We start from the raw sequence: 22,076 nt of genomic DNA on the forward strand, positions 1-22,076 counted from the left end.
AGTCGAAATGGAAAACGGCAGCGCATGATCTGCACTGCCGTTGAATTTCAGCACCTTACACGGTGAAGCTTATCTGAAGTCAGGGCTCTAGCTGACGATGTCAGCTTTCGTTTGCTGTCGGGGCTACCTGCGCTGCCTGAGTGGCCACGGCCATCAACGTCGGGCGCAGCCCATCAAGCTGATATCCGGCCTCTGCAGTGGTGGCGAGGATCTCATCCACCGGCATAAGCGGCGCTTGGCCCAATGCCCAAACAACCGAGCAGCGGGTACCGGATGCGCAATAGGCCAGTACCGGGCCATCCGAAGCCTCAACAAACGCTTGCTGCTTGGCGACATTCTCTGGCGTCATAGTCTGGTGGGTCAGCGGCAGCACTTCGAACCGCAACCCCTGCGCCTCGGCAGCGGTGCGGATGGCATCGGCCTGATGGCTGGGCGGGACCTCAGCATCAGGGCGGTTGCAGATCACCGTGGTAAAACCGGCGGCGGCCAGTTGCGGCAGGTCCTCAACCGAAATCTGCGGCGAGACGGAATAGCGGGGGGTCAACGTGCGTGGGTCCATGATCCGGCCTTTTACGTGCTTGCAGCCGCGCGGTCCAGTCGCTGGGCGACCGGGGGCGCTGCCATCATGCCGATGAGCAGTGCTGTGATGAAAATGATGCCGCCGGTGCCGCCATAGCTAAGCGAGGCAATCGCCGGCCCGGGACAGAGGCCAGCCAATCCCCAGCCGATGCCAAACAGGACAGATCCGATGATCAGTCGTCGGTCAAGCTCCTGCCGTGGCGGGGCTGGAAAACTGCCGCCGACCACTGGCGCGCGACCGCGGGTCAATTGCCAGGCCAATGCCATTGGCAGTATGGCCCCGCCCATCACAAAGGCCAGCGTCGGATCCCAAGCGCCGAATATATCAAGCCAGCCCTGAACCTTTTGTGTGTCGGTCATGCCAGAGAGGAACAGGCCGAGGCCAAACAGCCCGCCCGCTGAGAAAGACAGAAGAAGACGCATCAGATCAGCCCCCAGACATGGCGAAACAAAGCAAGTGTCAGACCACCGGCAAGAATGTAGATGACGGTTGCGATCAGCCCGCGCAGGGACAGTCGGGAGATGCCGCAGACGCCGTGACCGGAGGTGCAGCCATTGGCAATCCGCGTGCCAAGCCCCACCAGAAGTCCGGCGGCGACAATCACCGCCGTGTTCGAGGTGAGATGTGTGTCCGGCGCCTCGGCGACGGTCAGCCACATCACCAGCGGGACCAGAACAACGCCTGCAACGAAGGCCAGCCGCTCAGCCGCGTTGTTGCGACCGCTGCCATCAATCAGGCCGCCAAGAATGCCGCTGGCGCCCATGATGCGCCCATTGCCGAGCAGGTACACCGCACCGCCCGTGCCGATCAGCACGCCGCCAATCAGCCCCCAGATCCAGTCTATATTCATGGTGAAATCCTTGTGGTCTATCAATCTGTGACAGGGAGCCCAGGGGTTATTCGCACCGGATCTCGCAGCCGTCTGCGAAATGGGCGGCGCGAGGACGGCCCCAACCGGAAGTTCTGGGATCAGAGTTTGTTGATCGGCACCTTCAGGTAGACATTGCCGTCGGTATCGGCGTCCGGCATTTGGCCCGCGCGCATATTGACCTGCAGAGATGGCAGGATCAGTCGGGGCATGGACAGTGTTGCGTCGCGGGCATCCCGCATGGCGACGAAGTCCTCAATCGGGCGGCCTTGACCGATATGGATGTTCAGCGCTTTCTGCTCCCCCACCGTGGTTTCCCAGGCATAATCGTCTCTACCCGGTGCCTTGTAGTCATGGCCGACAAAAATACGTGTGTCGTCGGGGAGCGTCAGGATTTTCTGGATCGACTGGAACAGGGCTTCGGAGGAGCCACCGGGGAAATCGCAGCGGGCGGTGCCAAAGTCGGGCATGAACAATGTGTCGCCAACAAATGCAGCGTCCCCAATCACATAGGTAAGACAGGCAGGTGTGTGGCCGGGCGTGTGCAGCACATCACCGCGCAATTGCCCGATGTGGAAACTGTCGCCCTCGTTGAACAGCGCGTCGAACTGGCTGCCATCGCGTTGAAATTCGGTGCCTTCGTTGAAGACCTTGCCAAAGGTATCCTGGACCAGGGTGATATTGGCGCCGATGCCAATTTTCCCTCCCAGATGCTCCTGAAGGTAGGGGGCGGCTGAGAGGTGGTCGGCGTGGACATGGCTTTCGAGGATCCACTCAACCCGCAGGCCCTCGGCCTTTACCCAGGCGATCATCTCATCAGCAGAGCGGGTATCGGTGCGACCGGCAGCGTGATCGAAATCCAGAACGGAATCGATCAGGGCGCAGGCGGTGCCATCCGGCTCACGCACGACGTAGGATACGGTGTTTGTCTGTTCATCAAAAAACGCTTTGACGATTGGCTTCATGGGGGATCTCCTGCTGCTAGCTAGTACATATATAGAAAAATGAATATGTGCAAGGGCAGAGGCGGGGAAATTTGATTGGTCTATGGTCTACGTCGGAATCTGCTGTGTTCGGCGCTATGACTTGCGGGATCATTATTTCACGTTATGGTTGATCTTACTCAAGGTCACGTGGCGGGATATCTGCTATCGTGGCGGCAGCGGTGAGGTGAGCCGCGATGACCTGCGCCAAAATCCGGATGCCGGGATGGAGCGGGAGGCCGTTGTGCAGCCTCCCACAGTTCTACCAGGCCTCTGGGTTATGCCGCCGATGCGGCCCGATGGGCAGGTCCAAGGGAGGAGTGCAGAATGACCAGTGAGAACAGAAAGAGCGATAGTCTGATGCAGCAGGCCCAAGGGCTTGAGCGCCGCGTATTGGCCGCGCACCGGTTGGACCGGCTTGTTTTATATCCTGAGTTCAGCCGAACATTGGCCCGTTTGCGGGTCGCGGGGGAACGCGTTCCAAGCCGCATGTTGCGGTTGGAGCAGATGCTCAGTGAGGAAGCGGCTGAGGAAATGTTCGACAACATGCCGGTCTGAGGCCGGGCCGGTCGGGTTTGTTTCCGGCAATAGATTTAGTGCTGAGGTCAGAAGTTGCTGCGAATGACTGATCGCCCCTCTGGCCCGGCCTTCGCCGTTTTGCGTCAGCGATCAGCCGCCCAGTGTCAGCCCCAGCATGACCAGCATTAGCCCGATGACCGACAGGAACAGCGCACCAAGGTTATAGGGCAGCACCTTTTGGACGACAGCGCGCAGGGCGTCGTCGTCCAGCTTTTGCCGTTTGGCCTGCATTACGCGCACCACGCTCCACATCAGCCCGATCAGACCTGCTACCGATACGGCCGCGCCGGCCCAAACCATAATCTCGTACATCGCACTCTCCGGTGGTGGTGTCGGCCTGCGCCTACCTGATTGACGGGGGCAGGGCAAGCCAGCCGAGGTCGGGCGCAGACACTGACCGGGGTGGTTTTTGCCTATTCGGACGGGTCCTATGTCGGATCTCCCTATCACCGCTTGCGGAGCAGGGGGCACGATTGTATCTGGAGGGCTGATCCGAGTTTCCACCCTTTGCCGACGGAGCCCACGATGGATATGACCGAAGACGAAAAAAGCGACAGCTACCGTGTGACCGCTGGTGAATTGCGCCAGTTTATCGAACGGTTTGAGCGTCTGGACGCTGAGAAGAAAGATCTTGCTGAGCAGCAGAAAGAGATCATGGCCGAAGCGAAGGCGCGCGGCTACGACACCAAGGTGATCCGTAAGGTGATCGCGCTGCGCAAGCGCGACAAAGACGATATCGCCGAAGAAGAAGCGGTTCTCGAAATGTACAAGGAAGCGCTCGGCATGTGAGCCGATATGGCCTTACGTGATGGCGCAAGCCTGTTTGGCCCTTCGCGTTCGCGGAGGGCTTTTTTGTGTTCTTTAAGTTTGTATAGTTTAAGCTTGAAGTAAATTTCATCCTGATGGATATTGGGAGCTGAAAGTGGTTGCGCGGATCGTCGCGCTCAGGACAGGAGCCCAACATGCCGACAGTGAATGTGCACCCCGAAGGCTGGAAACCGGCCAAAGGCTATGCCAACGGCATGATCGGCGAGGGGCGGATGCTGTTTGTTGGTGGCCAGATTGGCTGGACTGCGGATCAGGTCTTTGAGACGGACGACTTCATCGGTCAGATGAGCCAGGCGCTGGAGAATATTCTGGCAGTCGTGCATGAGGCCGGTGGCAGCGCCAGCGACATCACCCGGCTGACCTGGTATGTGACCGACAAGGCCGAGTATCTGGCGCATCAGCGGGAGGTCGGGGCGGCCTATCGCGCTGTCATGGGCTACCATTTTCCTGCGATGACGATGGTGGTGGTTGCGGGGCTTGTCGAAGATCGTGCCAAGATCGAGATTGAAGCCACTGCGATGCTCGCCTGACCAGGACCGCGCATCTAATCAGATCTTATTGAAGCCGCTTTTCTGTTCGATTGTTTCGGGCAGAGGGTCGGCTTTTGCCTTCTTTGGGGCAATGGTGCTGACCCTGTTTGCCGCACGGCAATAGCGTAATTCCGCTGATCGGGATGGTTTGCCGCAGCCGCCCAATATTTGTGCTGGGGCAGTTTTTTGTTCTTCTGCAACGTATTGGCCCGTTGTCTTCGTAGTTGCGCTTCAAAAAACTGACTGATCAAAAATTTTACCAGTTGATAAAAAATCAAACTGTGGCACTCTGATTTGCATAAAAAACAAATCCAGGGAGACACCCAATGGCGACCAGCCATCAGGCATCCGGCATTCAGGCAGGGCGTTTGTCCGCCTCAGAAATTGCCGACAACTTTGGAGACCTGCATCCCCAGTATGAGGCGCATGAGGCGGCAGTGGCGGCGGATCGCTGCTATTTCTGCTATGATGCGCCTTGTATGACGGCATGCCCGACCTCCATCGACATTCCTCAATTCATCCGTGAGATCCAGACCGGCCATCCGGAAGCGGCGGCGAAGACCATTCTGGAACAGAACATCCTTGGCGGGATGTGCGCTCGGGTGTGTCCGACCGAGACACTCTGTGAGGAAGCCTGCGTCCGCGAGGCGGCTGAGGGCAAGCCGGTTGAGATTGGTCGCCTGCAGCGCCATGCCACCGACACGTTGATGGAAAAGGGCGTGCATCCCTTCACGCGCGCAGCAGCAACGGGCAAGCGGGTCGCTGTCGTGGGCGCGGGACCTGCAGGTCTGGCAGCAGCGCACCGTCTGGCAATGCTGGGCAACGATGTGGTTATCTATGAGGCCCGGCCAAAGGCGGGTGGCCTCAACGAATTTGGGATTGCCGCCTATAAATCGACCGAGAATTTCGCCAGCCGCGAAGTGGACTGGCTGCTGCAAATCGGTGGGATCACCGTGGAATACGGCAAAAAACTCGGTGCGGAACTCAGCTTGGACGCGCTCAAGGCCGAGTATGATGCGGTGTTCCTGTCGATCGGTCTTGGCGGCGTCAATGCGCTGCGTGCCGAGGGCGAGGACAAGGATGGCGTGCGTGACGCGGTCGACTTTATCGCCGAGCTGCGTCAGGCCGATGATCTGACCAACTTGCCGGTTGGGCGCAATGTTGTCGTGATCGGCGGCGGGATGACGGCGGTGGATGCTGCGGTGCAGTCCAAGCTGCTCGGTTCAGAGACTGTGACCATCGCCTATCGCCGGGGCCGTGACGCCATGGGCGCGAGCCGGTTTGAGCAGGATCTGGCCGCAACCAAGGGGGTGCGCCTGTTGTTCAATGTTCAGCCTGTCGCGGTGCATGGCAACGGTGCCTGTGCTGAAATCGAGCTGGAATATACCAAAAGCGAGGGCGGCCAGTTGAGCGGCACCGGAGAGACGGTGCGGATAGCAGCGGATCAGATCTACAAGGCGATTGGTCAGACCCTTGAAGATCAGCCTGATGCGCTGACGCTTGAAGGGCGCAAAATCAAGGTGGACGCGCGGGGCCGCACGTCGCTTGCCGGGGTCTGGGCTGGGGGGGATTGCGCCTCTGGCGGAGAAGACCTCACCGTGACAGCCGTCGCCGAGGGTCGCGACGCCGCTATGGATATCCACGCCAGCCTGATGGGCTAAGCCAGCCACAGGGCAGACCCGGCCCTGTGTTGCCAGTGTAAGGAACAGATAAATGGCTGATCTGACAGCAGATTTCCTGGGGATCAAATCTCCGAACCCGTTCTGGCTCGCCTCTGCGCCGCCAACGGACAAAGAATACAACGTGCGCCGTGCCTTTGAGGCCGGCTGGGGCGGGGTGGTCTGGAAGACCCTTGGCTCCGAAGGGCCACCGGTCGTCAATGTGAACGGGCCCCGCTATGGCGCCATCTGGGGCGCGGATCGCCGACTTCTCGGGCTCAACAATATTGAGCTGATCACCGACCGCCCGCTTGAGGTGAACCTGGAAGAGATCACCCGGGTGAAGAAGGACTATCCGGATCGTGCGATCATCGTGTCGCTGATGGTGCCCTGCGAGGAGCAGGCGTGGAAAGATATCCTGCCGCGGGTCGAGGCCACTGGCGCGGACGGCATTGAACTGAACTTCGGCTGCCCGCATGGGATGGCGGAGCGCGGTATGGGATCTGCCGTGGGGCAGGTGCCGGAATACATCCAGATGGTTACGGAGTGGTGCAAGAAATACTACTCCAAACCGGTGATCGTGAAGCTGACGCCGAATATCACCGATATTCGCCAGCCTGCGCGTGCGGCCAAGGCGGGTGGTGCAGACGCGGTCAGCTTGATCAACACCATCAACTCCATCGTGTCAGTAAATCTCGATGCCATGGCGCCAGAGCCGACCATTGGCGACAAGGGTACACACGGCGGGTATTGCGGCCCGGCAGTGAAGCCGATTGCGCTGAATATGGTGGCTGAAATCGCCCGTTGCCCGCAAACTCATGGCCTGCCGATTTCTGCCATTGGCGGCGTCACCACCTGGCGCGATGCGGCGGAGTTCATGACCATGGGCGCTGGCAATGTGCAGGTCTGCACCGCTGCCATGACCTATGGCTTCAATGTCGTGAAGGAGATGATCTCTGGCCTGAACCAGTGGATGGACGACAAAGGCTATGACCGGTTGGATGATTTCGTCGGCAAGGCTGTGCCGAATGTCACCGACTGGCAGTATCTGGATCTGAACTACGTCGCAAAGGCCAAGATCAATCAGGATGATTGCATCAAATGCGGTCGCTGCTTTGCCGCCTGCGAGGACACGTCACATCAGGCTATCGCCATGAGCGAGGATCGCGTTTTCACCGTGAAGGATGATGAATGCGTGGCCTGCAACCTCTGCGTCAATGTTTGCCCGGTTGAAGGCTGCATCACCATGGAGGAGGTGCCCGCCGGGCAAATTGATGAGCGCACGGGCGAGGTTGTTTCCGACGATTATGCCAATTGGACAACCCATCCCAACAACCCCTCAGTGACCGCTGCGGAGTAAGCGGAGGTCACCGGCCTGCCATCGTTGGATGGAATGATATAAGAAACGGCGCGCCCTGATCGGCGCGCCGTTTTCTATTTGTCTTGTCAATAAAGGGGGCGACTTTCAGCAAGTGCTGGTGTCAGCGGGTGTCGGCGGGTGTCAGCATGCGTCGGAACATTCGATCCAGATGCTCTGGGGCCGCATCAAAAGGATCCTCATCCCCCATCAACGTCCGCACCTGAACATCGAAATCCGCATAATGCTGGGTCAGCGACCAGACCGAGAACAGCAAATGTTTCGGATGGGTCGGGTTCAGCTTCCCAGCGTCCATCCAGCCCTTGATCAGATCCGCTTTTTCTTCCAGCAGAGGTTTCAGATCCTTAGACAGGGTGTCCAGCATCCGCGGCGCGCCTTGCACGATTTCATTGGCAAACAGACGGCTTTCGCGCGGGAAATCCCGGCTCATCTGCAATTTGCGCTGCACATAGGCCAGCAATTCTTCCAGCGGATCGCCATCGGGATCAATGGCGCGCAGCGGATCCAGCCAGGTATCGAGAAGGCCGGACAGCAGTTCGGTAAAAATCGCCTCCTTCGAGGGGAAGTAATACAGCAGATTGGGCTTGCTTAACCCGGCGGCGCGGGCAATCTGGTCCACGGTGGCTCCGCGAAACCCGCTGTTGGAAAACACCTCAAGGGCGGCCTCCAGAATAGTGGCGCGATTCTTTTTCTGAATGCGGGTCGGGCTGCGATCCTTGGGCATCGGGCTGTTCGGGCTCTTCCTGGGGGCCGCAACACCGCTGCGCGCCTGATTTTCACTCAACCGGCTCTGCCTGCCGGAGTTTTCTTGCTTCGTTAGACGCAATTTCTTGACTGAATGTCCACCCGTGATAGCCTGAGTTTGACCAGTTGGTCAAATCATGACCAGCGTTTCAAAGCCACCGACAAGGCGCAAAGCCGCACGTCCCTGCGAAAAAGCAGGGCAACAGGGAAGGAAGCTGAGATGACGTCGCTTGGACAGAATCTGAAGATCAATGGCGACAGGCTGTGGGACAGCCTGATGGAAATGGCAAAAATCGGCCCCGGTGTCGCAGGCGGTAACAACCGTCAGACCCTGACCGATGCGGATGCCGAGGGGCGCGCACTGTTTCAGTCGTGGTGTGAGGCGGCTGGCTGCACCATGGGGCTGGACACGATGGGCAATATGTTTGCCCGGCGCGAAGGAACTGATCCCGAAGCGCTGCCGGTCTATATGGGATCGCATCTGGACACGCAGCCCACAGGCGGCAAATATGACGGTGTCCTCGGGGTGCTTGGTGGATTGGAAGTTGTCCGCACGCTCAATGATCTTGGCATCAAGACCAAACATCCGATTGTCGTGACAAACTGGACCAATGAGGAGGGCACGCGGTTTGCGCCCGCGATGCTGGCCTCTGGTGTGTTTGCCGGAAAACACACGCAGGATTGGGCCTATGCCCGCGAGGATGCTGACGGCAAAACATTCGGTGATGAACTGAAGCGTATTGGCTGGGTCGGTGACGAAGAGGTCGGCGCCCGCAAGATGCACGCGATGTTTGAGCTGCACATTGAACAGGGGCCAATCCTTGAGGCGGAAAACAAGGATATCGGCGTTGTCACTCATGGTCAGGGATTGTGGTGGCTGCAATGCACAGTCACGGGCAAGGATGCGCATACCGGCTCCACCCCGATGAACATGCGGGTCAATGCGGGCTTAGGTATGGCGCGCATGACAGAAGCCGCGCATCAGATCGCCATGGCGCACCAGCCCCACGCGGTGGGCGCCGTTGGTCACTGCGATGTCTATCCAAACTCCCGCAATGTTATCCCCGGCAAAGTGGTGTTCACGGTCGATTTCCGCTCGCCTGATCTGGGAAAGCTGACCTCAATGCGGGCGCAATATGAGGTGAAGGCGAAGGAAATCGCTGATGAGCTTGGCCTTGGACTTGAGATTGAGCCGGTCGGGCATTTTGATCCGGTAACCTTCGACGAGGGCTGCGTGAGCGCGGTGCGTTCCGCCGCTGAGCGGCTGGGCTATAGCCATATGGATATCGTCTCCGGCGCCGGGCATGATGCCTGCTGGATCAATGATCTGGCCCCGACCGCGATGATCATGTGCCCCTGCGTTGACGGGCTGAGCCACAATGAGGCGGAGGATATCTCCAAGGACTGGGCGGCAGCTGGCACAGATGTCATGTTGCACGCAGTTCTGGAGACTGCTGAAATCGTCGCATAGGGGGCGCTGCCCCCGCCGCGCCAGCGCGGCTCCCCCGGGATATTTCGGGCCAGAAGATGCCTGTGCCGTTGGGGGTAACAAGAAAGATGCGGCAATGACCGCGCTCTCACAGGGAGATAGACCATGGCGAAAGTCATCAAGAACGGCACCATCGTGACGGCGGATCTGACCTATAAGGCGGATGTGCTGATCGAGAACGGTGTGATCACCGAGATCGGTCAGGGATTGAAAGGGGACGAGGAGCTGGACGCGACCGGCTGTTACGTGATGCCGGGCGGCATTGATCCGCATACGCATTTGGAGATGCCCTTTATGGGGACATACTCCAGTGATGACTTCGAGAGTGGGACGCGGGCGGGGCTAGCTGGTGGCACCACCATGGTGGTGGATTTCGCGCTGCCCAACCCGGGTGAGAGCCTGCTGGACGCGCTGAAGCGTTGGGACAACAAGTCGACGCGGGCCAATTGCGACTATTCCTTCCACATGGCGGTGACCTGGTGGGGGGAGCAGGTCTTTGACGATATGAAGACCGTCATTGAAACGCGGGGCATCAACACCTTCAAACACTTCATGGCCTATAAAGGCGCGTTGATGGTGAATGATGATGAGCTGTATGCCTCCTTCCAGCGGCTGTCTGAGCTGGGTGGCATTGCCATGGTACATGCCGAAAACGGCGATGTGGTGGCTGAATTGTCGGCCAAGCTGTTGGCGGAGGGCAACAACGGTCCCGAGGCGCATGCCTATTCCCGCCCGCCGCAGGTCGAGGGCGAGGCCACCAACCGCGCCATTATGATTGCCGATATGGCAGGCGTGCCGCTTTATGTGGTGCATACCTCCTGCGAAGACAGCCACGAGGCCATTCGCCGTGCCCGCATGCAGGGCAAACGCGTTTGGGGTGAGCCGTTGATCCAGCATCTGACGTTGGATGAAAGTGAGTATTTCAATCAGGACTGGGATCATGCGGCGCGTCGGGTGATGTCGCCGCCGTTCCGCAACAAGCAGCATCAGGACAGTCTGTGGAACGGGTTGCAATCTGGCTCGCTGTCGGTTGTGGCGACGGATCACTGTGCCTTTACCACCGAGCAGAAGCGTACTGGTGTGGGCGATTTCACCAAGATCCCCAATGGCACTGGCGGGTTGGAAGACCGGATGCCGATGCTGTGGACGCATGGGGTGGCCACAGGCCGCCTGACACCGAATGAGTTTGTCGCCGTGACGTCGACCAATATTGCCAAGATCCTGAATTGCTACCCCAAGAAAGGTGCGGTTCTGGTCGGGGCGGACGCGGACCTGGTGGTCTGGGATCCTGAAATGACCAAGGTCATCTCGGCGGCGAGCCAGCAGTCGGCGATCGACTATAACGTCTTTGAAGGGCATGAGGTGAAGGGGTTGCCGCGCTTTACCCTGACCCGTGGCCATGTGGCGGTTCATGACGGCGAGATCCGCTGTCAGGAGGGCCATGGTACCTTCGTTGAGCGCGAGGCCAATGCGACGGTGAACAAGGCGTTGTCGACCTGGAAAGATCTGACGGCGCCCCGTCCCGTCGAGCGGTCAGGTATTCCGGTGACAGGTGTGTAATTCAGGGACGGGCTGCCAGGAATGGCGGCCCGTTTTCCTGTGTGAAATCAAGGCGAATAGATGAATATGGAAACGACCACCCAGGCGCTCAATTCCCAGGCCGCCGCTTCCGATATCACCCCGCAGGCGCCGGTCATCGAGGCGCGCAATCTGGACCTGACCTTTCAGACCAATGACGGCCCGGTGCATGCGCTGAAGGACGTGAGCCTAGAGATCAACAAAGGCGATTTTGTCTCCTTCATCGGCCCGTCTGGGTGTGGCAAGACCACGTTCTTGCGCTGCATCGCGGCGTTGGAACAACCCACTGGCGGTGCGCTGACGGTCAATGGAATGACGCCGGATGAGGCCCGCAGACAACGCGCCTACGGCTATGTGTTTCAGGCTGCCGGGCTATATCCCTGGCGGTCGATTGCCAAGAACATCAAACTGCCACTTGAAATCATGGGCTATTCCAAAGCGGAGCAGGCCGCGCGGGTCGAGCAGGTGCTGGAGCTGGTGGAACTGGCGGGGTTTGGCGGCAAATACCCCTGGCAGCTGTCGGGGGGAATGCAGCAGCGGGCCAGCATTGCGCGGGCTCTGGCGTTTGATGCGGATATCCTGTTGATGGATGAGCCCTTTGGGGCGCTGGATGAGATCGTCCGGGATCACCTGAATGAACAGCTGCTGAAGCTGTGGGCGCGGACCAATAAAACCATCGGTTTTGTCACACATTCCATTCCGGAGGCGGTCTACCTGTCCACGAAGATCGTGGTGATGTCACCGCGTCCGGGGCGCATTCACGATGTCATCGACAGCCCGCTGCCCAAGGAACGGCCTTTGGACATTCGCGACAGCGCTGAGTTTATCGAGATCGCCCACCGGGTCCGTGACGGTCTGCGCGCGGGGCATGCCGATGACTGATCGGCGCAGCGGCAAAGATACGCCACCGGAAAATTTGAATTTTTCGGGGAGTTTTCTTCAGAGAAAATTGGCGTCGCATGTGATCGTGTGGAAAGGGGCAGGATCATGAAAACAGCGCTTGCTGTCTTAAGCGTCCTCGCGGCAATTGCCGTGATCTGGTACGCGGCCTGCGTTCCGATGAACATCAAAGGGGTTCTGGATGCCGCGGAGCGAGCGGGGGCTGAAGTGGTTCCGGCCACCGCCCGCGAGCGTCGCGACATGGGCCCGATTGGACTGGTTGCGGCCAATTCCTTTGCTATCGGGGATGTCTGGTCGCAGGACCGGCCGCGACTGCCTGCGCCGCATCAGGTGGCAGGGGAGCTGTGGGAGACCACGGTGGAGAAGAAACTCACCTCCAAGCGGAGCCTGATCTACCATGGGCAGGTGACGCTTTCGGCGACATTGCTGGGGTTTGTTATTGGCACCGGTCTGGGGATCCTCTTGGCGGTTGGCATCGTACATAGCCGTGTGATGGATATGTCGGTGATGCCCTGGGCGATTGTCAGCCAGACCATTCCGATTATCGCTCTGGCCCCGATGATCATCGTGGTTTTGTACTCTATCGGCGTGCAGGGGATCCTGCCGAAGGCGGTGATTTCGGCCTATCTCAGTTTCTTTCCGGTTGTTGTTGGTATGGTCAAGGGGCTGCGCAGCCCTGATCAGATGCAGCTGGATTTGCTGAAGACCTATAATGCGAGCCTGGGGCAGGGGTTCTGGAAGCTGCGCCTGCCGGCCTCGATGCCCTATCTGTTTGCCTCTTTGAAAATTGGCATCGCAGCTTCGCTTGTTGGGGCCATCGTTGGGGAGTTGCCAACCGGTGCCGTTGCCGGGCTTGGCGCGCGGCTTCTGGCGGGCAGCTACTATGGGCAGACCGTGCAGATCTGGTCAGCGCTGTTTGCCGCTGCGATTCTGGCCGCCGCATTGGTCGCCCTGCTTGGCGTGATTGAGCGGCTGGTTCTGAAACGGATGGGGGTGCAGGTATGAGCACCGGTGGGATTGAGGGCGCTGCCCTCGCCGTTTTGCGGCTCACCCGGGATAATTCGGGCCAGAAGAACGGGGGGCGTGGCCGATGGTGATGGTGTCTATGGCGCTGCTTATATGGTGTGCAGGTTGGTGGCTGAACGGTCGGTTGGCCAATAGCCCGGCGTCGAATACGTCTGCGGTGAAACTGCTGGTTCCGGCCATTTTTGGCGTGACGCTGCTGATTGTCTGGGAACTGCTGGTGCGCGGGCTTGAGGTCTCTTTGGTGATCCTGCCAGCTCCCAGCGTGATTGCCGCGCGCTTTGCCACCAGCCTGCCGGTTCTGTGGCAGGATTTTCAGCAGACGATCCTGAAGGGCGCGCTGTCGGGCTATATCATCGGCTGCGGTGCTGCGTTGCTGATGGCGATTGCGGTGGACCGCAGCGATTTCCTGCGCCGCGGACTGTTGCCAGTGGGGAATTTTGTCGCGGCGCTGCCCATTGTCGGCACGGCCCCTATCCTCGTGATGTGGTTTGGGTTCGACTGGCAGTCAAAAGCGGCGGTGGTTGTGGTGATGGTGTTCTTCCCTGTCCTTGTGAATACGGTGGCAGGACTGCGCGATACCTCAGCGATGCAACGTGATCTGATGCAGACCTATGCGGCCAGTTATTGGCAGAGTTTTTTCAAACTGCGCCTGCCGGCTGCGCTGCCGTTTATCTTTAACGGGCTCAAGATCTCTACGACGCTGGCATTGGTTGGGGCCATTGTGGCGGAGTTCTTTGGTTCACCGACTGTGGGCATGGGATTTCGGATCTCGACCTCGGTGGGGCAGCTGGCGCTGGATATGGTCTGGGCCGAGATTCTTGTGGCAGCACTGGCCGGGTCGGCATTTTATGGCATGATGGCGCTGATTGAGAAAACGCTCACCTTCTGGCACCCGTCGCAACGGGGATAGGCAGCTTTGCGACCTGCGTTTGGAAGTTGGCGCCAACTGGAAGAAAACCTTTGGAGACAGCGGGGTAACTCGCGCAGAATTCAGGACTACAACCAGATATAACAACAGGGAGAAGACAGATGAAAACACTGCTGACCGCCGCCGCCATGGCGCTGGGGGCTGCATCGGTGGCGCAGGCCGCCGATGAGGTGAAACTGCAGCTGAAATGGGTCACCCAGGCCCAGTTTGCAGGCTATTATGTCGCGTTGGATCAGGGGTTCTATGAGGCTGAGGATCTGGACGTCACCATTCTGCCTGGTGGCCCGGATATTGCGCCGACCCAGGTGATTGCCGGGGGCGGCGCGGATGTCACGGTTGAGTGGATGCCTGCCGCGCTGGCTGCGCGGGAGAAAGGTCTGCCGCTGGTCAATATCGCCCAGCCCTACAAGAGTTCCGGCATGATGCTGACCTGTTGGAAAGACACCGGCATCGCTGCGCCTGAAGATCTGGCCAATCGAACCCTTGGCGTCTGGTTCTTTGGCAATGAGTTTCCCTTTATGAGCTGGATGAGCCAGTTGGGGATTTCGACCGAAGGCAAAGGCGAGAAAGGTGTCGAGGTTCTGAAGCAGGGCTTCAATGTCGATCCGCTGTTGCAGCGTCAGGCGGATTGTATTTCGACCATGACCTATAATGAATATTGGCAGGTGATTGATGCGGGCGTGGCCCCGGATGAGTTGATTACCTTCAAATATGAGGATCAGGGCGTGGCAACGCTTGAAGATGGTCTTTATGTGCTGGAAGAAAACCTGAACGATCCGGCCTTTGTCGATAAGATGCAGCGCTTTGTGCGCGCCTCGATGAAAGGCTGGAAATGGGCCGAGGAAAATCCGGACGACGCGGCAGAGATTGTCTTGGACAATGATGCCTCCGGCGCCCAGACAGAGGAGCACCAGAAGCGGATGATGTCTGAGGTGGCGAAACTCACAGCCGGCAGCAATGGCGCGCTGAGCGAGGCGGACTACCAGCGCACGGTGAAGACGTTGCTTGATGGCGGTTCAAGCCCGGTGATCACCAAAGAGCCTGAGGGCGCCTGGACGCATGTTATTACCGACGCTGCGCTGAACTAAGTTCGCGCATGTGGAATTTGTCCCGTCCGCCTCTGCGGGCGGGATTTTTATTTGTCGTGAGATATGTGTTTAGCGGGCTGATTTTATTGCGTATTGATGGCGTCGAAACCGTCGGAAACTTATAGGATAAAGACGATGAGAGACAGTTTGCGGCAGAAAATCGTCACGGTTTGCGACGAGAAAATAGCAAAAAAAGGTGAAAGTGTGGGGCTGTCCTTTTATGCGTTTTTTGCCAACCGGAATGACGATCCGGTGCAGCTGATGGAGGCGGCGGAATGGTGGATCAAACGCCATCAGTTGGATCATTTTGAAAAGGCTGTAAAGATTAGGGGTATGGTGAAGGACGGCCTTTGATAGGACGGCTATTCCCTGTTTCCTATTACGGACCTCGGCTCCTGACCGTGTTTCAACTCGCGAAAGATCCGGCCTGTGCGGGGTGCTGAGCCCGGGTGAAACACTCCCTCTCCGTTGAAGAAAACTCGATTTTATGCGTCCGGCATGGCGGATATTTAAGAATAAATGACAGTTAAAAGTTGAGTCTTATTTTCGATTAACCGTTACAGCTGGGAATTCCGTGTTAGCCTCCTATTATCAAACGATGGAGCGTTTTAGCTGTGGTTTGGTTCTCAATCCGAAGGGAGAGACCATGACTGTCTGGGAAAATGTCCAACTGTGTCTGCGCTCTCAGCCCGATGTGCGGGATAGATCTGAGCGCAAGACAGCGGTCCGGGTGTCGCATCCCGGATCCTCCTACCGGCGGTATAATCCGGAGAGCCAGGTCCGTTGGCCGTTGGCCGACCTCTGTGAGGCTGCGGCGCGGCGCCGTGGACATCACTGCGACAACACCGGCCCCATGCGGGGGGCCGATCAGGTGTTGGTGATGTATGATGCCGGGCGCGACGTTGGCTTGGCATGGCTGAAAGATCGGGTGTCCCTGACTGGTATGGACGTCACGGCGGCATCGACCCTGGGGCTGGAACGTGCAGGCCATGCCGATCTGTTGCACGCGATCTCGGACGGTTTCGACTGGGTTCTGCTGGAAGCCGCGGTTGAGGAGAACGCGCGTCTTGCCCAGCTGCGTGAGATGGAGCTGGCGGCCTGCCTTGGACTGGAAGACCGCGTCGTCCTGTTTCATTCCTCGGACCATCTGGAACAATTGCTGACCGAAGGTATTTCACAGCTTCCGGTGCTGGAACACCGCTATATCGACAATGAGAATAGGGCCAAACCAACCCGTCGGCGCGAGGCCTTGCAGTTATTTGCAAGCGTGACCCTGTCTGCAGAGGTGGATGTGATCGCCTTACCGCAGGATGCGCCCTACGGTGGGATTGAGCTGACCGGTGATTGCACCCTTTGCCAGGCCTGCACCTGGGTGTGCCCTACCAATGCGCTGATCGGGGCGGAGAATGGCGGGGGGCTAGACTTCGTCGAGGCGGACTGCATGCAATGCGGGTTATGTGTGTCGGTTTGTCGCCAAAACGCGATCCGGCTGGTGCCACGGCTGGAGCTGTCACGACACCGAATGCCGGTGTCGCTGACACATCAGGATTTTTTCTGGTCAGATGGGGTGTCCGGTCCCAATGCTGCAGATTCTGTTGCCGCCAGTTTGGTGCGGGGACAGGGCCTGCTGACGACGGGCAGCGTCCCAATTATGCCTGCGTCGGAAAACCACCCTCTCCGGGATGAACGGGATGACCGGGATGATGAAGACCAACAGGGGCCAGATGATTGGCCCAATGGCGGCACCGGCAGTTGGGCAGGAGAGGCGGCGGCGGATGTGGCAGACCGGGCGCCTGCGACACGGCCAACGCTCCGACAGCTTTCAGACCTGCGGCGCGCGCCGTGGCCGGATCTGGCGCGCATCTTGGCATTCTTTGGGGCTGATCGGGCGGATAAGTTATCCTAGCGCGCGATCGGGCCGCTGTCGCAGGTCACGTGGCTAGCCCTGTTCCAGAAACCCGCCATATTGACCTCGCTTGAAAATCAGACCCTTGCCGGAGCGGCTGGTGGTGCGCAGAACAGCCCCCACCAGGATGCTGTGATCGCCGCCATCATGGCAGGCGTGCTTGCAGCAATCGAAACGGGCAATGACATTGGGCAGCACGGGCACACCATTGTCGTTCTGGTGCTCCGGCACGCAGGAAAAATCCTCACCGTTGCGGGCAAAATGCATCGCCATGTCCAGCTGATCCTCTGCCATCACGTGAATGGCAAAATGGGAGGCTGCGACAAAGGGGTCGTGACGCTTAGACTGCCGTGCGGGGCACCATAGCAACAGCGGCGGATCCATGGAGACAGATGTGAAACTGTTGGCTGTGATCGCCAATGGACCCCGGTCTGTGCGGGTGGTCACAACAGTGACTCCGGTGCCGAAGCATCCCAGAGCATCGCGATAGGCCCGCAGGCTGTCTGGGCCGGGAATAAAGCTGGTTTCGGACATATCGCGCGCGCTTTCACTTCAGGTCTGTGCTGGGTGCCATGGGAGGGATCCCATGTCTACCCGCTTCCAATGTGGCACGCGCATCAACAAAAGCCAGAGCGGATTGAAAACAGGCCCACATTTTTATGTGGGCCTGTTCAATAGGTTGGTGGCCGGGCGCTGTGCTGGCGCCTGACCGGCTCTCGTATTTCAGGATGTCGCTTAGACGGTTGCCGATTTGACCACCGCATTCAGCGCGGTGGCAATCTGGTTGATCTCGCCCATGGCATCGATTCGGTTCAACACGCCCTTGCTGTCATAGTAGCTGATCAGCGGGGCCGTCTGCGTATGATAGGCGGCCAGCCGGCTGGTGACGGTCTCGGCGTTGTCATCGGCGCGCCGCGTCATATCTGTGCTGCCACACGCATCGCAGGTGCCAGCCACGCGTGGTTGTTTGAACTGGTCATGATAGCCCTCGCCACAGCCGCCACAGGTGTAGCGCCCGGCCACGCGGACCACCATCGCGGCGTCGTCCACCTCAAGGCTGACAGCGGCATTGATCCGCTGACCCGATTCCGCCAGCAGCCGGTCCAGCGCCTCGGCTTGCACCGTGGTCCGGGGAAACCCGTCGAGGATCACGCCCTTGGCGCAGTCAGGCTCGGCCAGCCGGTCGCGCAGAATGTTGATCACGATCTCGTCGCTGACCAGCTCCCCGGCCTCCATCACAGCCTTTGCAGCAAGGCCGGCAGGGGTGCCGGCTGCAACAGCCGCCCGCAACAGATCGCCGGTCGACAGTTGTACAAGGCCAAACCCTTGTTCCAGTTTGCGCGCTTGCGTCCCTTTGCCGGCACCAGGAGGGCCGAGCAGGATCAAGACAGCGGGGCGGGTAAGAACTGCGGTGTCCATATCGGCAATCATCCTTTATCGGCTCGGTTTGCGATCAGATCATCCACCACCGACGGATCGGCGAGGGTTGAGGTGTCGCCAAGGCTGCCAAAATCATTCTCCGCAATCTTGCGCAGAATGCGGCGCATGATCTTGCCGGAACGGGTTTTCGGCAGGCCCGGCGCCCATTGGATCACATCAGGAGAGGCAATCGGGCCAATCTCGGTCCGGACCCAGGTGCGCAGCTCCTTCAGCAGCTCATCCGACGGTTCGCGGTCGTTCATCAGGGTGACATAGCAATAGATGCCCTGGCCCTTGATCTCATGCGGGTAGCCGACGACAGCGGCCTCCGCCACGGCGGCATGGGCCACCAGCGCGCTTTCAACCTCAGCCGTGCCCATGCGGTGGCCGGACACGTTGATCACGTCATCGACGCGGCCGGTGATCCAATAGTCGCCATCCTCGTCACGGCGGCAACCATCACCGGTGAAGTAGTAGCCTTTGTAGTCGGAGAAATAGGTCTTCTCGAACCGCTCATGGTCCCCCCAGACGGTGCGCATCTGACCGGGCCAGCTGTCCTTGATGCAGAGAACTCCTTCGACGCTGTTACCGTTGATTTCCTCGCCGGATTGCGGGTCCAGAACCACGGGGGCCACACCAAAGAAGGGCTTCATCGCGGCACCGGGTTTGGTTGCATGGGCGCCGGGCAGCGGGGTCATCAGATGCCCACCGGTTTCAGTCTGCCACCAGGTGTCGACGATCGGGCATTTACCTTTGCCAACGACATCATTGTACCAGGTCCAGGCCTCGGGGTTGATCGGCTCGCCCACGGTGCCAAGGGTGCGGAGGGAGGACAGGTCGCATTTCTCGACCCATTCATTGCCCAGACCCATCAGGGCGCGCAACGCAGTGGGGGCGGTGTAGAACTGTGTCACCTTATGCTTGTCGCAGACCTGCCAGAACCGGCTGGCATCGGGGTAGGTTGGCACGCCCTCGAACATCAGCGTGGTGGCACCATTGGCCAGCGGGCCATAGACGATGTAGCTGTGGCCGGTGACCCAGCCCACATCCGCGGTGCACCAGTAGATATCGCCGTCATGATAATCAAAGGTGATCTCATGCGTCATCGCGGCATAGGTCAGGTAGCCGCCGGTGGTGTGGACAACGCCCTTGGGCTGGCCGGTAGAGCCGGAGGTGTAGAGGATGAACAGCGGATCTTCTGCGTTCATCTCAGCGGGTTTGGAGTAGTCATTCGCCTCCAACGCCATCTCGTTGTAGTCGTAGTCGCGCCCATCCACCCAGGTCGTCTGGCCGCCGGTGCGTTTGACCACCAGACATTTCACAGTGTCCTTGGTGTGCAGGAGCGCGGCGTCGGCGTTGGATTTCAGCGGGGTCTTGCGGCCACCGCGGGGGGCCTCATCCGCGGTGATGAGGACCTTGGCATCGCAGCCATTGATCCGCGCGGCGAGCGCATCGGGGGAGAAACCGGCAAAGACAATGGAGTGAATTGCGCCAATCCGGGCGCAGGCCAGCATGGCATAGGCGGCTTCGGGGATCATCGGCAGATAGATCACCACGCGGTCCCCTTTGCGCACGCCCATGGTTTCCAACACATTGGCCATACGGCAGACGCGGGTGTGGAGCTGCTTGTAAGAGATGTGCTGCGCAGCCTCATCCGGGCTGTCGGGCTCCCAGATGATCGCCGTCTGATCGCCGCGGGTGTCTAGGTGGCGGTCGATGCAGTTGGCGGCAACATTCAGCGCGCCATCTGCGTACCAGTTGATTGAGACATTGCCGAGCGTGAAGTCCACATCCTTCACCTGGGTGAAGGGTTTGATCCAGTCGATCCGCTCCGCCTGCTGACGCCAGAACCCTTCTGGATCCTGCATAGAAGCGGTGTACATCTCGTCATATTGTGCGGCGTTGACATGGGCGCGTGCTACCGTCTCCTCCGACGGCGCATAGGCTTTGCTGTCGCTCTCCTGGGTCATCTTGTGTCCCTCCCTCCAGTCTGTTCTCGGAATGGCACACCACAGCGCACGGCGGGATGTGTCAAACCTTTTCCGTCCTCCGCAGCGATAATACCCAAGCTTGAAAATAAGGAAATAAGTGTCCGTGGAATAAGGGTTTACCTGTAAAGCTATTTCCCCATAGGTGGCGTAACTGTAAATCACGTGGGCATGTGCGGCAGTAATCTACTATTTATCATAATGTTAGCTGTAAAATATTGGCTTGGGTTTCGGGGCTGCTATTTTGGGCACAGCACAGTGCTGGCGCTATCAGCCTGCGGCGACTGGCCCCATCGCCTGCGGCAAACTGTGACAGGCGGCCGGGCGTCGGGCCGTTGTTCGAGCGTTGATGGCGGTCATGAAGGATCCATACGCTCATGATGTGAGCAGGTTTTGTGCCCATGCCGCACGGCTGTCGTGTGGGGTTGGCAGCGCCGTGGCTTGGCGCTAGCGTGGTGCCAGATGCTCGTCACTTTGCACCTATGACGGGCCTCAATCTGACGATTGTGGTCAGGCCAGCGCTCAGGCGATTGAGAGCTTGGCATGGGGCAACGGGGCAGGAGTACAAACTGGGAGGAACTCATGAACACTTATCTGACCGCCGCAACTGCGGCGATTGCGGGCCTGTCCATTGCAGGCAGTGCAGCCGCCACCGAATGGAATGTCTCCGTCTGGGGCAAGCGGCGCGCCTTTACCGAACATGTTGAAAAACTGGCTGAGCTGGTCTCTGAGAAGACCGGCGGCGAATTCACCATGAACATCAGCTATGGTGGCCTGTCAAAAAACAAAGAGAATCTCGATGGGATCTCCATCGGCGCCTTCGAGATGGCGCAGTTCTGCGCCGGGTATCACCGGGATAAAAACCCGACGATTACCGTGCTGGAATTGCCATTTCTGGGTGTTGCGAACCTTGAGGAAGAAGTGGCCGTCAGCCACGCGGTTTATGCACATCCTGCCGTGCAGAAAGATCTGGCGCGCTGGAACGCGAAGCTGTTGATGACCTCGCCGATGCCGCAGTACAATATCGTCGGCACCGGCGAAGCCCGTGACGAACTGGGCGAATTCAAGGATATGCGTGTGCGGGCCACCGGTGGCATCGGTAAGGCGTTCTCTGCCGTTGGGGCCGTGCCGACCTCCGTGACTGCGACCGAGGCGTATAATGCGATGGAATCCGGCGTTGTTGACACGGTTGCCTTTGCCCAGCATGCGCATCTGAGCTTTGGCACCATCAACAAGGCCGACTGGTGGACTGAAAACCTCAACCCCGGCACCGTGAACTGCCCGGTTGTTGTGAACACCGATGCCTATGAGGCGTTGAGCGATGCTGAGCGCGAGGCGCTCGATAGCTCCGTGGACGAAGCGATTGCACATTACCTCGCCAACTACGGTGCCCTGCTAGAGAAATGGGACAGTGTTCTGGCCGAAAAAGGCGTCGAAAAGGTCACCATTTCCGAGGACCAGCTGGCGGAATTCCGCAAAGTGGCCGCCGATCCGATCCGCGAACAGTGGATTGCAGACATGAGCGCGCAGGGCCTGCCTGCACAAGAGCTCTATGATCTGGTGCAGAAAACCCTGAGCGATCAGCGGTCAGGCAGCTGATCTTCAT

At 59.1% G+C, this 22,076-nt stretch carries 23 protein-coding genes; 14 read left to right on the forward strand and 9 right to left on the reverse strand.

What is annotated here, in order from left to right; genetic code table 11:
• Positions 1-100: 100 nt before the first annotated feature.
• The 4 genes from D1820_RS02395 to D1820_RS02410 all read right to left on the reverse strand — a co-directional run bounded on the left by D1820_RS02395 (position 101) and on the right by D1820_RS02410 (position 2,413).
• On the reverse strand, positions 101-559 hold the full coding sequence (locus D1820_RS02395) for a TIGR01244 family sulfur transferase (RefSeq protein WP_096871122.1): 459 nt from the start codon (positions 557-559) through the stop codon (positions 101-103).
• An 11-nt stretch (positions 560-570) separates the two neighbouring features.
• Entirely contained in the window at positions 571-1,002 is a 432-nt protein-coding gene (locus D1820_RS02400) for a DUF6691 family protein (protein WP_118067743.1), read from the reverse strand.
• Positions 1,002-1,430, reverse strand: a complete 429-nt coding sequence (locus D1820_RS02405) for a YeeE/YedE family protein (protein ID WP_118067744.1) — start codon at positions 1,428-1,430, stop codon at positions 1,002-1,004. Before D1820_RS02405 ends, D1820_RS02400 begins: the two co-directional genes overlap by 1 nt.
• A gap of 119 nt (positions 1,431-1,549) precedes the next feature.
• Positions 1,550-2,413 carry an MBL fold metallo-hydrolase gene (locus D1820_RS02410; RefSeq protein WP_118067745.1) on the reverse strand — a complete coding sequence of 288 codons (864 nt, stop codon included), beginning with the start codon at positions 2,411-2,413 and terminating at the stop codon, positions 1,550-1,552.
• A gap of 345 nt (positions 2,414-2,758) precedes the next feature.
• Between D1820_RS02410 and D1820_RS02420 the strand changes: the two genes are divergently transcribed.
• Positions 2,759-2,989 carry a hypothetical protein gene (locus D1820_RS02420; protein ID WP_118067747.1) on the forward strand — a complete coding sequence of 77 codons (231 nt, stop codon included), beginning with the start codon at positions 2,759-2,761 and terminating at the stop codon, positions 2,987-2,989.
• A gap of 111 nt (positions 2,990-3,100) precedes the next feature.
• On the opposite strand, the gene D1820_RS02425 is transcribed toward D1820_RS02420, so the two are convergent.
• The gene (locus D1820_RS02425; RefSeq protein WP_014874403.1) at positions 3,101-3,322 is read right to left on the reverse strand and encodes a hypothetical protein; all 222 of its coding nucleotides are present in this window, start codon (positions 3,320-3,322) and stop codon (positions 3,101-3,103) included.
• A gap of 213 nt (positions 3,323-3,535) precedes the next feature.
• Here D1820_RS02425 and D1820_RS02430 point away from each other — a divergent pair, with 213 nt between their 5' ends.
• From D1820_RS02430 to preA, 4 genes are all read left to right on the forward strand, one after another.
• The gene (locus D1820_RS02430; protein WP_014874404.1) at positions 3,536-3,799 is read left to right on the forward strand and encodes a DUF2312 domain-containing protein; all 264 of its coding nucleotides are present in this window, start codon (positions 3,536-3,538) and stop codon (positions 3,797-3,799) included.
• A 173-nt stretch (positions 3,800-3,972) separates the two neighbouring features.
• Positions 3,973-4,368, forward strand: coding sequence for a RidA family protein (locus D1820_RS02435; RefSeq protein WP_118067748.1), 396 nt, complete (start codon positions 3,973-3,975; stop codon positions 4,366-4,368).
• A gap of 326 nt (positions 4,369-4,694) precedes the next feature.
• Complete coding sequence (locus D1820_RS02440) at positions 4,695-6,029, forward strand: NAD(P)-dependent oxidoreductase (RefSeq protein WP_118067749.1); 1,335 nt, start codon at positions 4,695-4,697, stop codon at positions 6,027-6,029.
• A 52-nt stretch (positions 6,030-6,081) separates the two neighbouring features.
• Positions 6,082-7,386 carry an NAD-dependent dihydropyrimidine dehydrogenase subunit PreA gene (gene preA, locus D1820_RS02445; protein WP_040173250.1) on the forward strand — a complete coding sequence of 435 codons (1,305 nt, stop codon included), beginning with the start codon at positions 6,082-6,084 and terminating at the stop codon, positions 7,384-7,386.
• Between the two features lie 121 nt (positions 7,387-7,507).
• On the opposite strand, the gene D1820_RS02450 is transcribed toward preA, so the two are convergent.
• On the reverse strand, positions 7,508-8,128 hold the full coding sequence (locus D1820_RS02450; RefSeq protein ID WP_096789024.1) for a TetR family transcriptional regulator C-terminal domain-containing protein: 621 nt from the start codon (positions 8,126-8,128) through the stop codon (positions 7,508-7,510).
• Positions 8,129-8,368: 240 nt separating this feature from the next.
• Here D1820_RS02450 and D1820_RS02455 point away from each other — a divergent pair, with 240 nt between their 5' ends.
• The 8 genes from D1820_RS02455 to D1820_RS02490 all read left to right on the forward strand — a co-directional run bounded on the left by D1820_RS02455 (position 8,369) and on the right by D1820_RS02490 (position 17,063).
• A complete protein-coding gene (locus tag D1820_RS02455; protein ID WP_118067750.1) occupies positions 8,369-9,619 on the forward strand; it encodes a Zn-dependent hydrolase in 1,251 nt (416 codons plus the stop codon).
• A 123-nt stretch (positions 9,620-9,742) separates the two neighbouring features.
• Positions 9,743-11,197 carry a dihydropyrimidinase gene (gene hydA / locus D1820_RS02460; RefSeq protein ID WP_118067751.1) on the forward strand — a complete coding sequence of 485 codons (1,455 nt, stop codon included), beginning with the start codon at positions 9,743-9,745 and terminating at the stop codon, positions 11,195-11,197.
• A gap of 60 nt (positions 11,198-11,257) precedes the next feature.
• Positions 11,258-12,097, forward strand: coding sequence for an ABC transporter ATP-binding protein (locus D1820_RS02465; protein WP_118067752.1), 840 nt, complete (start codon positions 11,258-11,260; stop codon positions 12,095-12,097).
• A 105-nt stretch (positions 12,098-12,202) separates the two neighbouring features.
• Positions 12,203-13,120, forward strand: coding sequence for an ABC transporter permease (locus tag D1820_RS02470; protein WP_118067753.1), 918 nt, complete (start codon positions 12,203-12,205; stop codon positions 13,118-13,120).
• A gap of 85 nt (positions 13,121-13,205) precedes the next feature.
• On the forward strand, positions 13,206-14,051 hold the full coding sequence (locus tag D1820_RS02475) for an ABC transporter permease (RefSeq protein WP_118067754.1): 846 nt from the start codon (positions 13,206-13,208) through the stop codon (positions 14,049-14,051).
• A gap of 119 nt (positions 14,052-14,170) precedes the next feature.
• Positions 14,171-15,157, forward strand: a complete 987-nt coding sequence (locus D1820_RS02480) for an ABC transporter substrate-binding protein (RefSeq protein WP_014874414.1) — start codon at positions 14,171-14,173, stop codon at positions 15,155-15,157.
• Between the two features lie 147 nt (positions 15,158-15,304).
• Positions 15,305-15,511, forward strand: coding sequence for a DUF6500 family protein (locus D1820_RS02485; protein WP_254683346.1), 207 nt, complete (start codon positions 15,305-15,307; stop codon positions 15,509-15,511).
• A 292-nt stretch (positions 15,512-15,803) separates the two neighbouring features.
• Positions 15,804-17,063: a 4Fe-4S dicluster domain-containing protein gene (locus D1820_RS02490; protein ID WP_254683347.1), complete on the forward strand. Its 1,260-nt coding sequence runs from the start codon at positions 15,804-15,806 to the stop codon at positions 17,061-17,063.
• A 33-nt stretch (positions 17,064-17,096) separates the two neighbouring features.
• Here the strand turns inward: D1820_RS02490 and D1820_RS02495 are convergent, their stop codons facing one another.
• The 3 genes from D1820_RS02495 to acs form a co-directional block, all read right to left on the reverse strand.
• Positions 17,097-17,597, reverse strand: coding sequence for a flavin reductase family protein (locus D1820_RS02495; protein ID WP_118067757.1), 501 nt, complete (start codon positions 17,595-17,597; stop codon positions 17,097-17,099).
• A gap of 201 nt (positions 17,598-17,798) precedes the next feature.
• Entirely contained in the window at positions 17,799-18,482 is a 684-nt protein-coding gene (locus D1820_RS02500; protein WP_118069987.1) for an adenylate kinase, read from the reverse strand.
• Between the two features lie 8 nt (positions 18,483-18,490).
• Positions 18,491-20,452, reverse strand: coding sequence for an acetate--CoA ligase (gene acs, locus D1820_RS02505; protein WP_118067758.1), 1,962 nt, complete (start codon positions 20,450-20,452; stop codon positions 18,491-18,493).
• 600 nt (positions 20,453-21,052) lie between these two features.
• On the opposite strand from acs, the gene D1820_RS02510 reads away from it, so the two are divergent.
• Positions 21,053-22,069 (forward strand): C4-dicarboxylate TRAP transporter substrate-binding protein, encoded by a 1,017-nt coding sequence (locus D1820_RS02510; RefSeq protein WP_024097520.1) that lies wholly within the window; start codon positions 21,053-21,055, stop codon positions 22,067-22,069.
• Positions 22,070-22,076 lie beyond the last annotated feature (7 nt).

Origin of the sequence: Phaeobacter sp. LSS9, assembly GCF_003443595.1 — a bacterium.
Classification (GTDB): Bacteria; Pseudomonadota; Alphaproteobacteria; order Rhodobacterales; family Rhodobacteraceae; genus Phaeobacter; species Phaeobacter piscinae.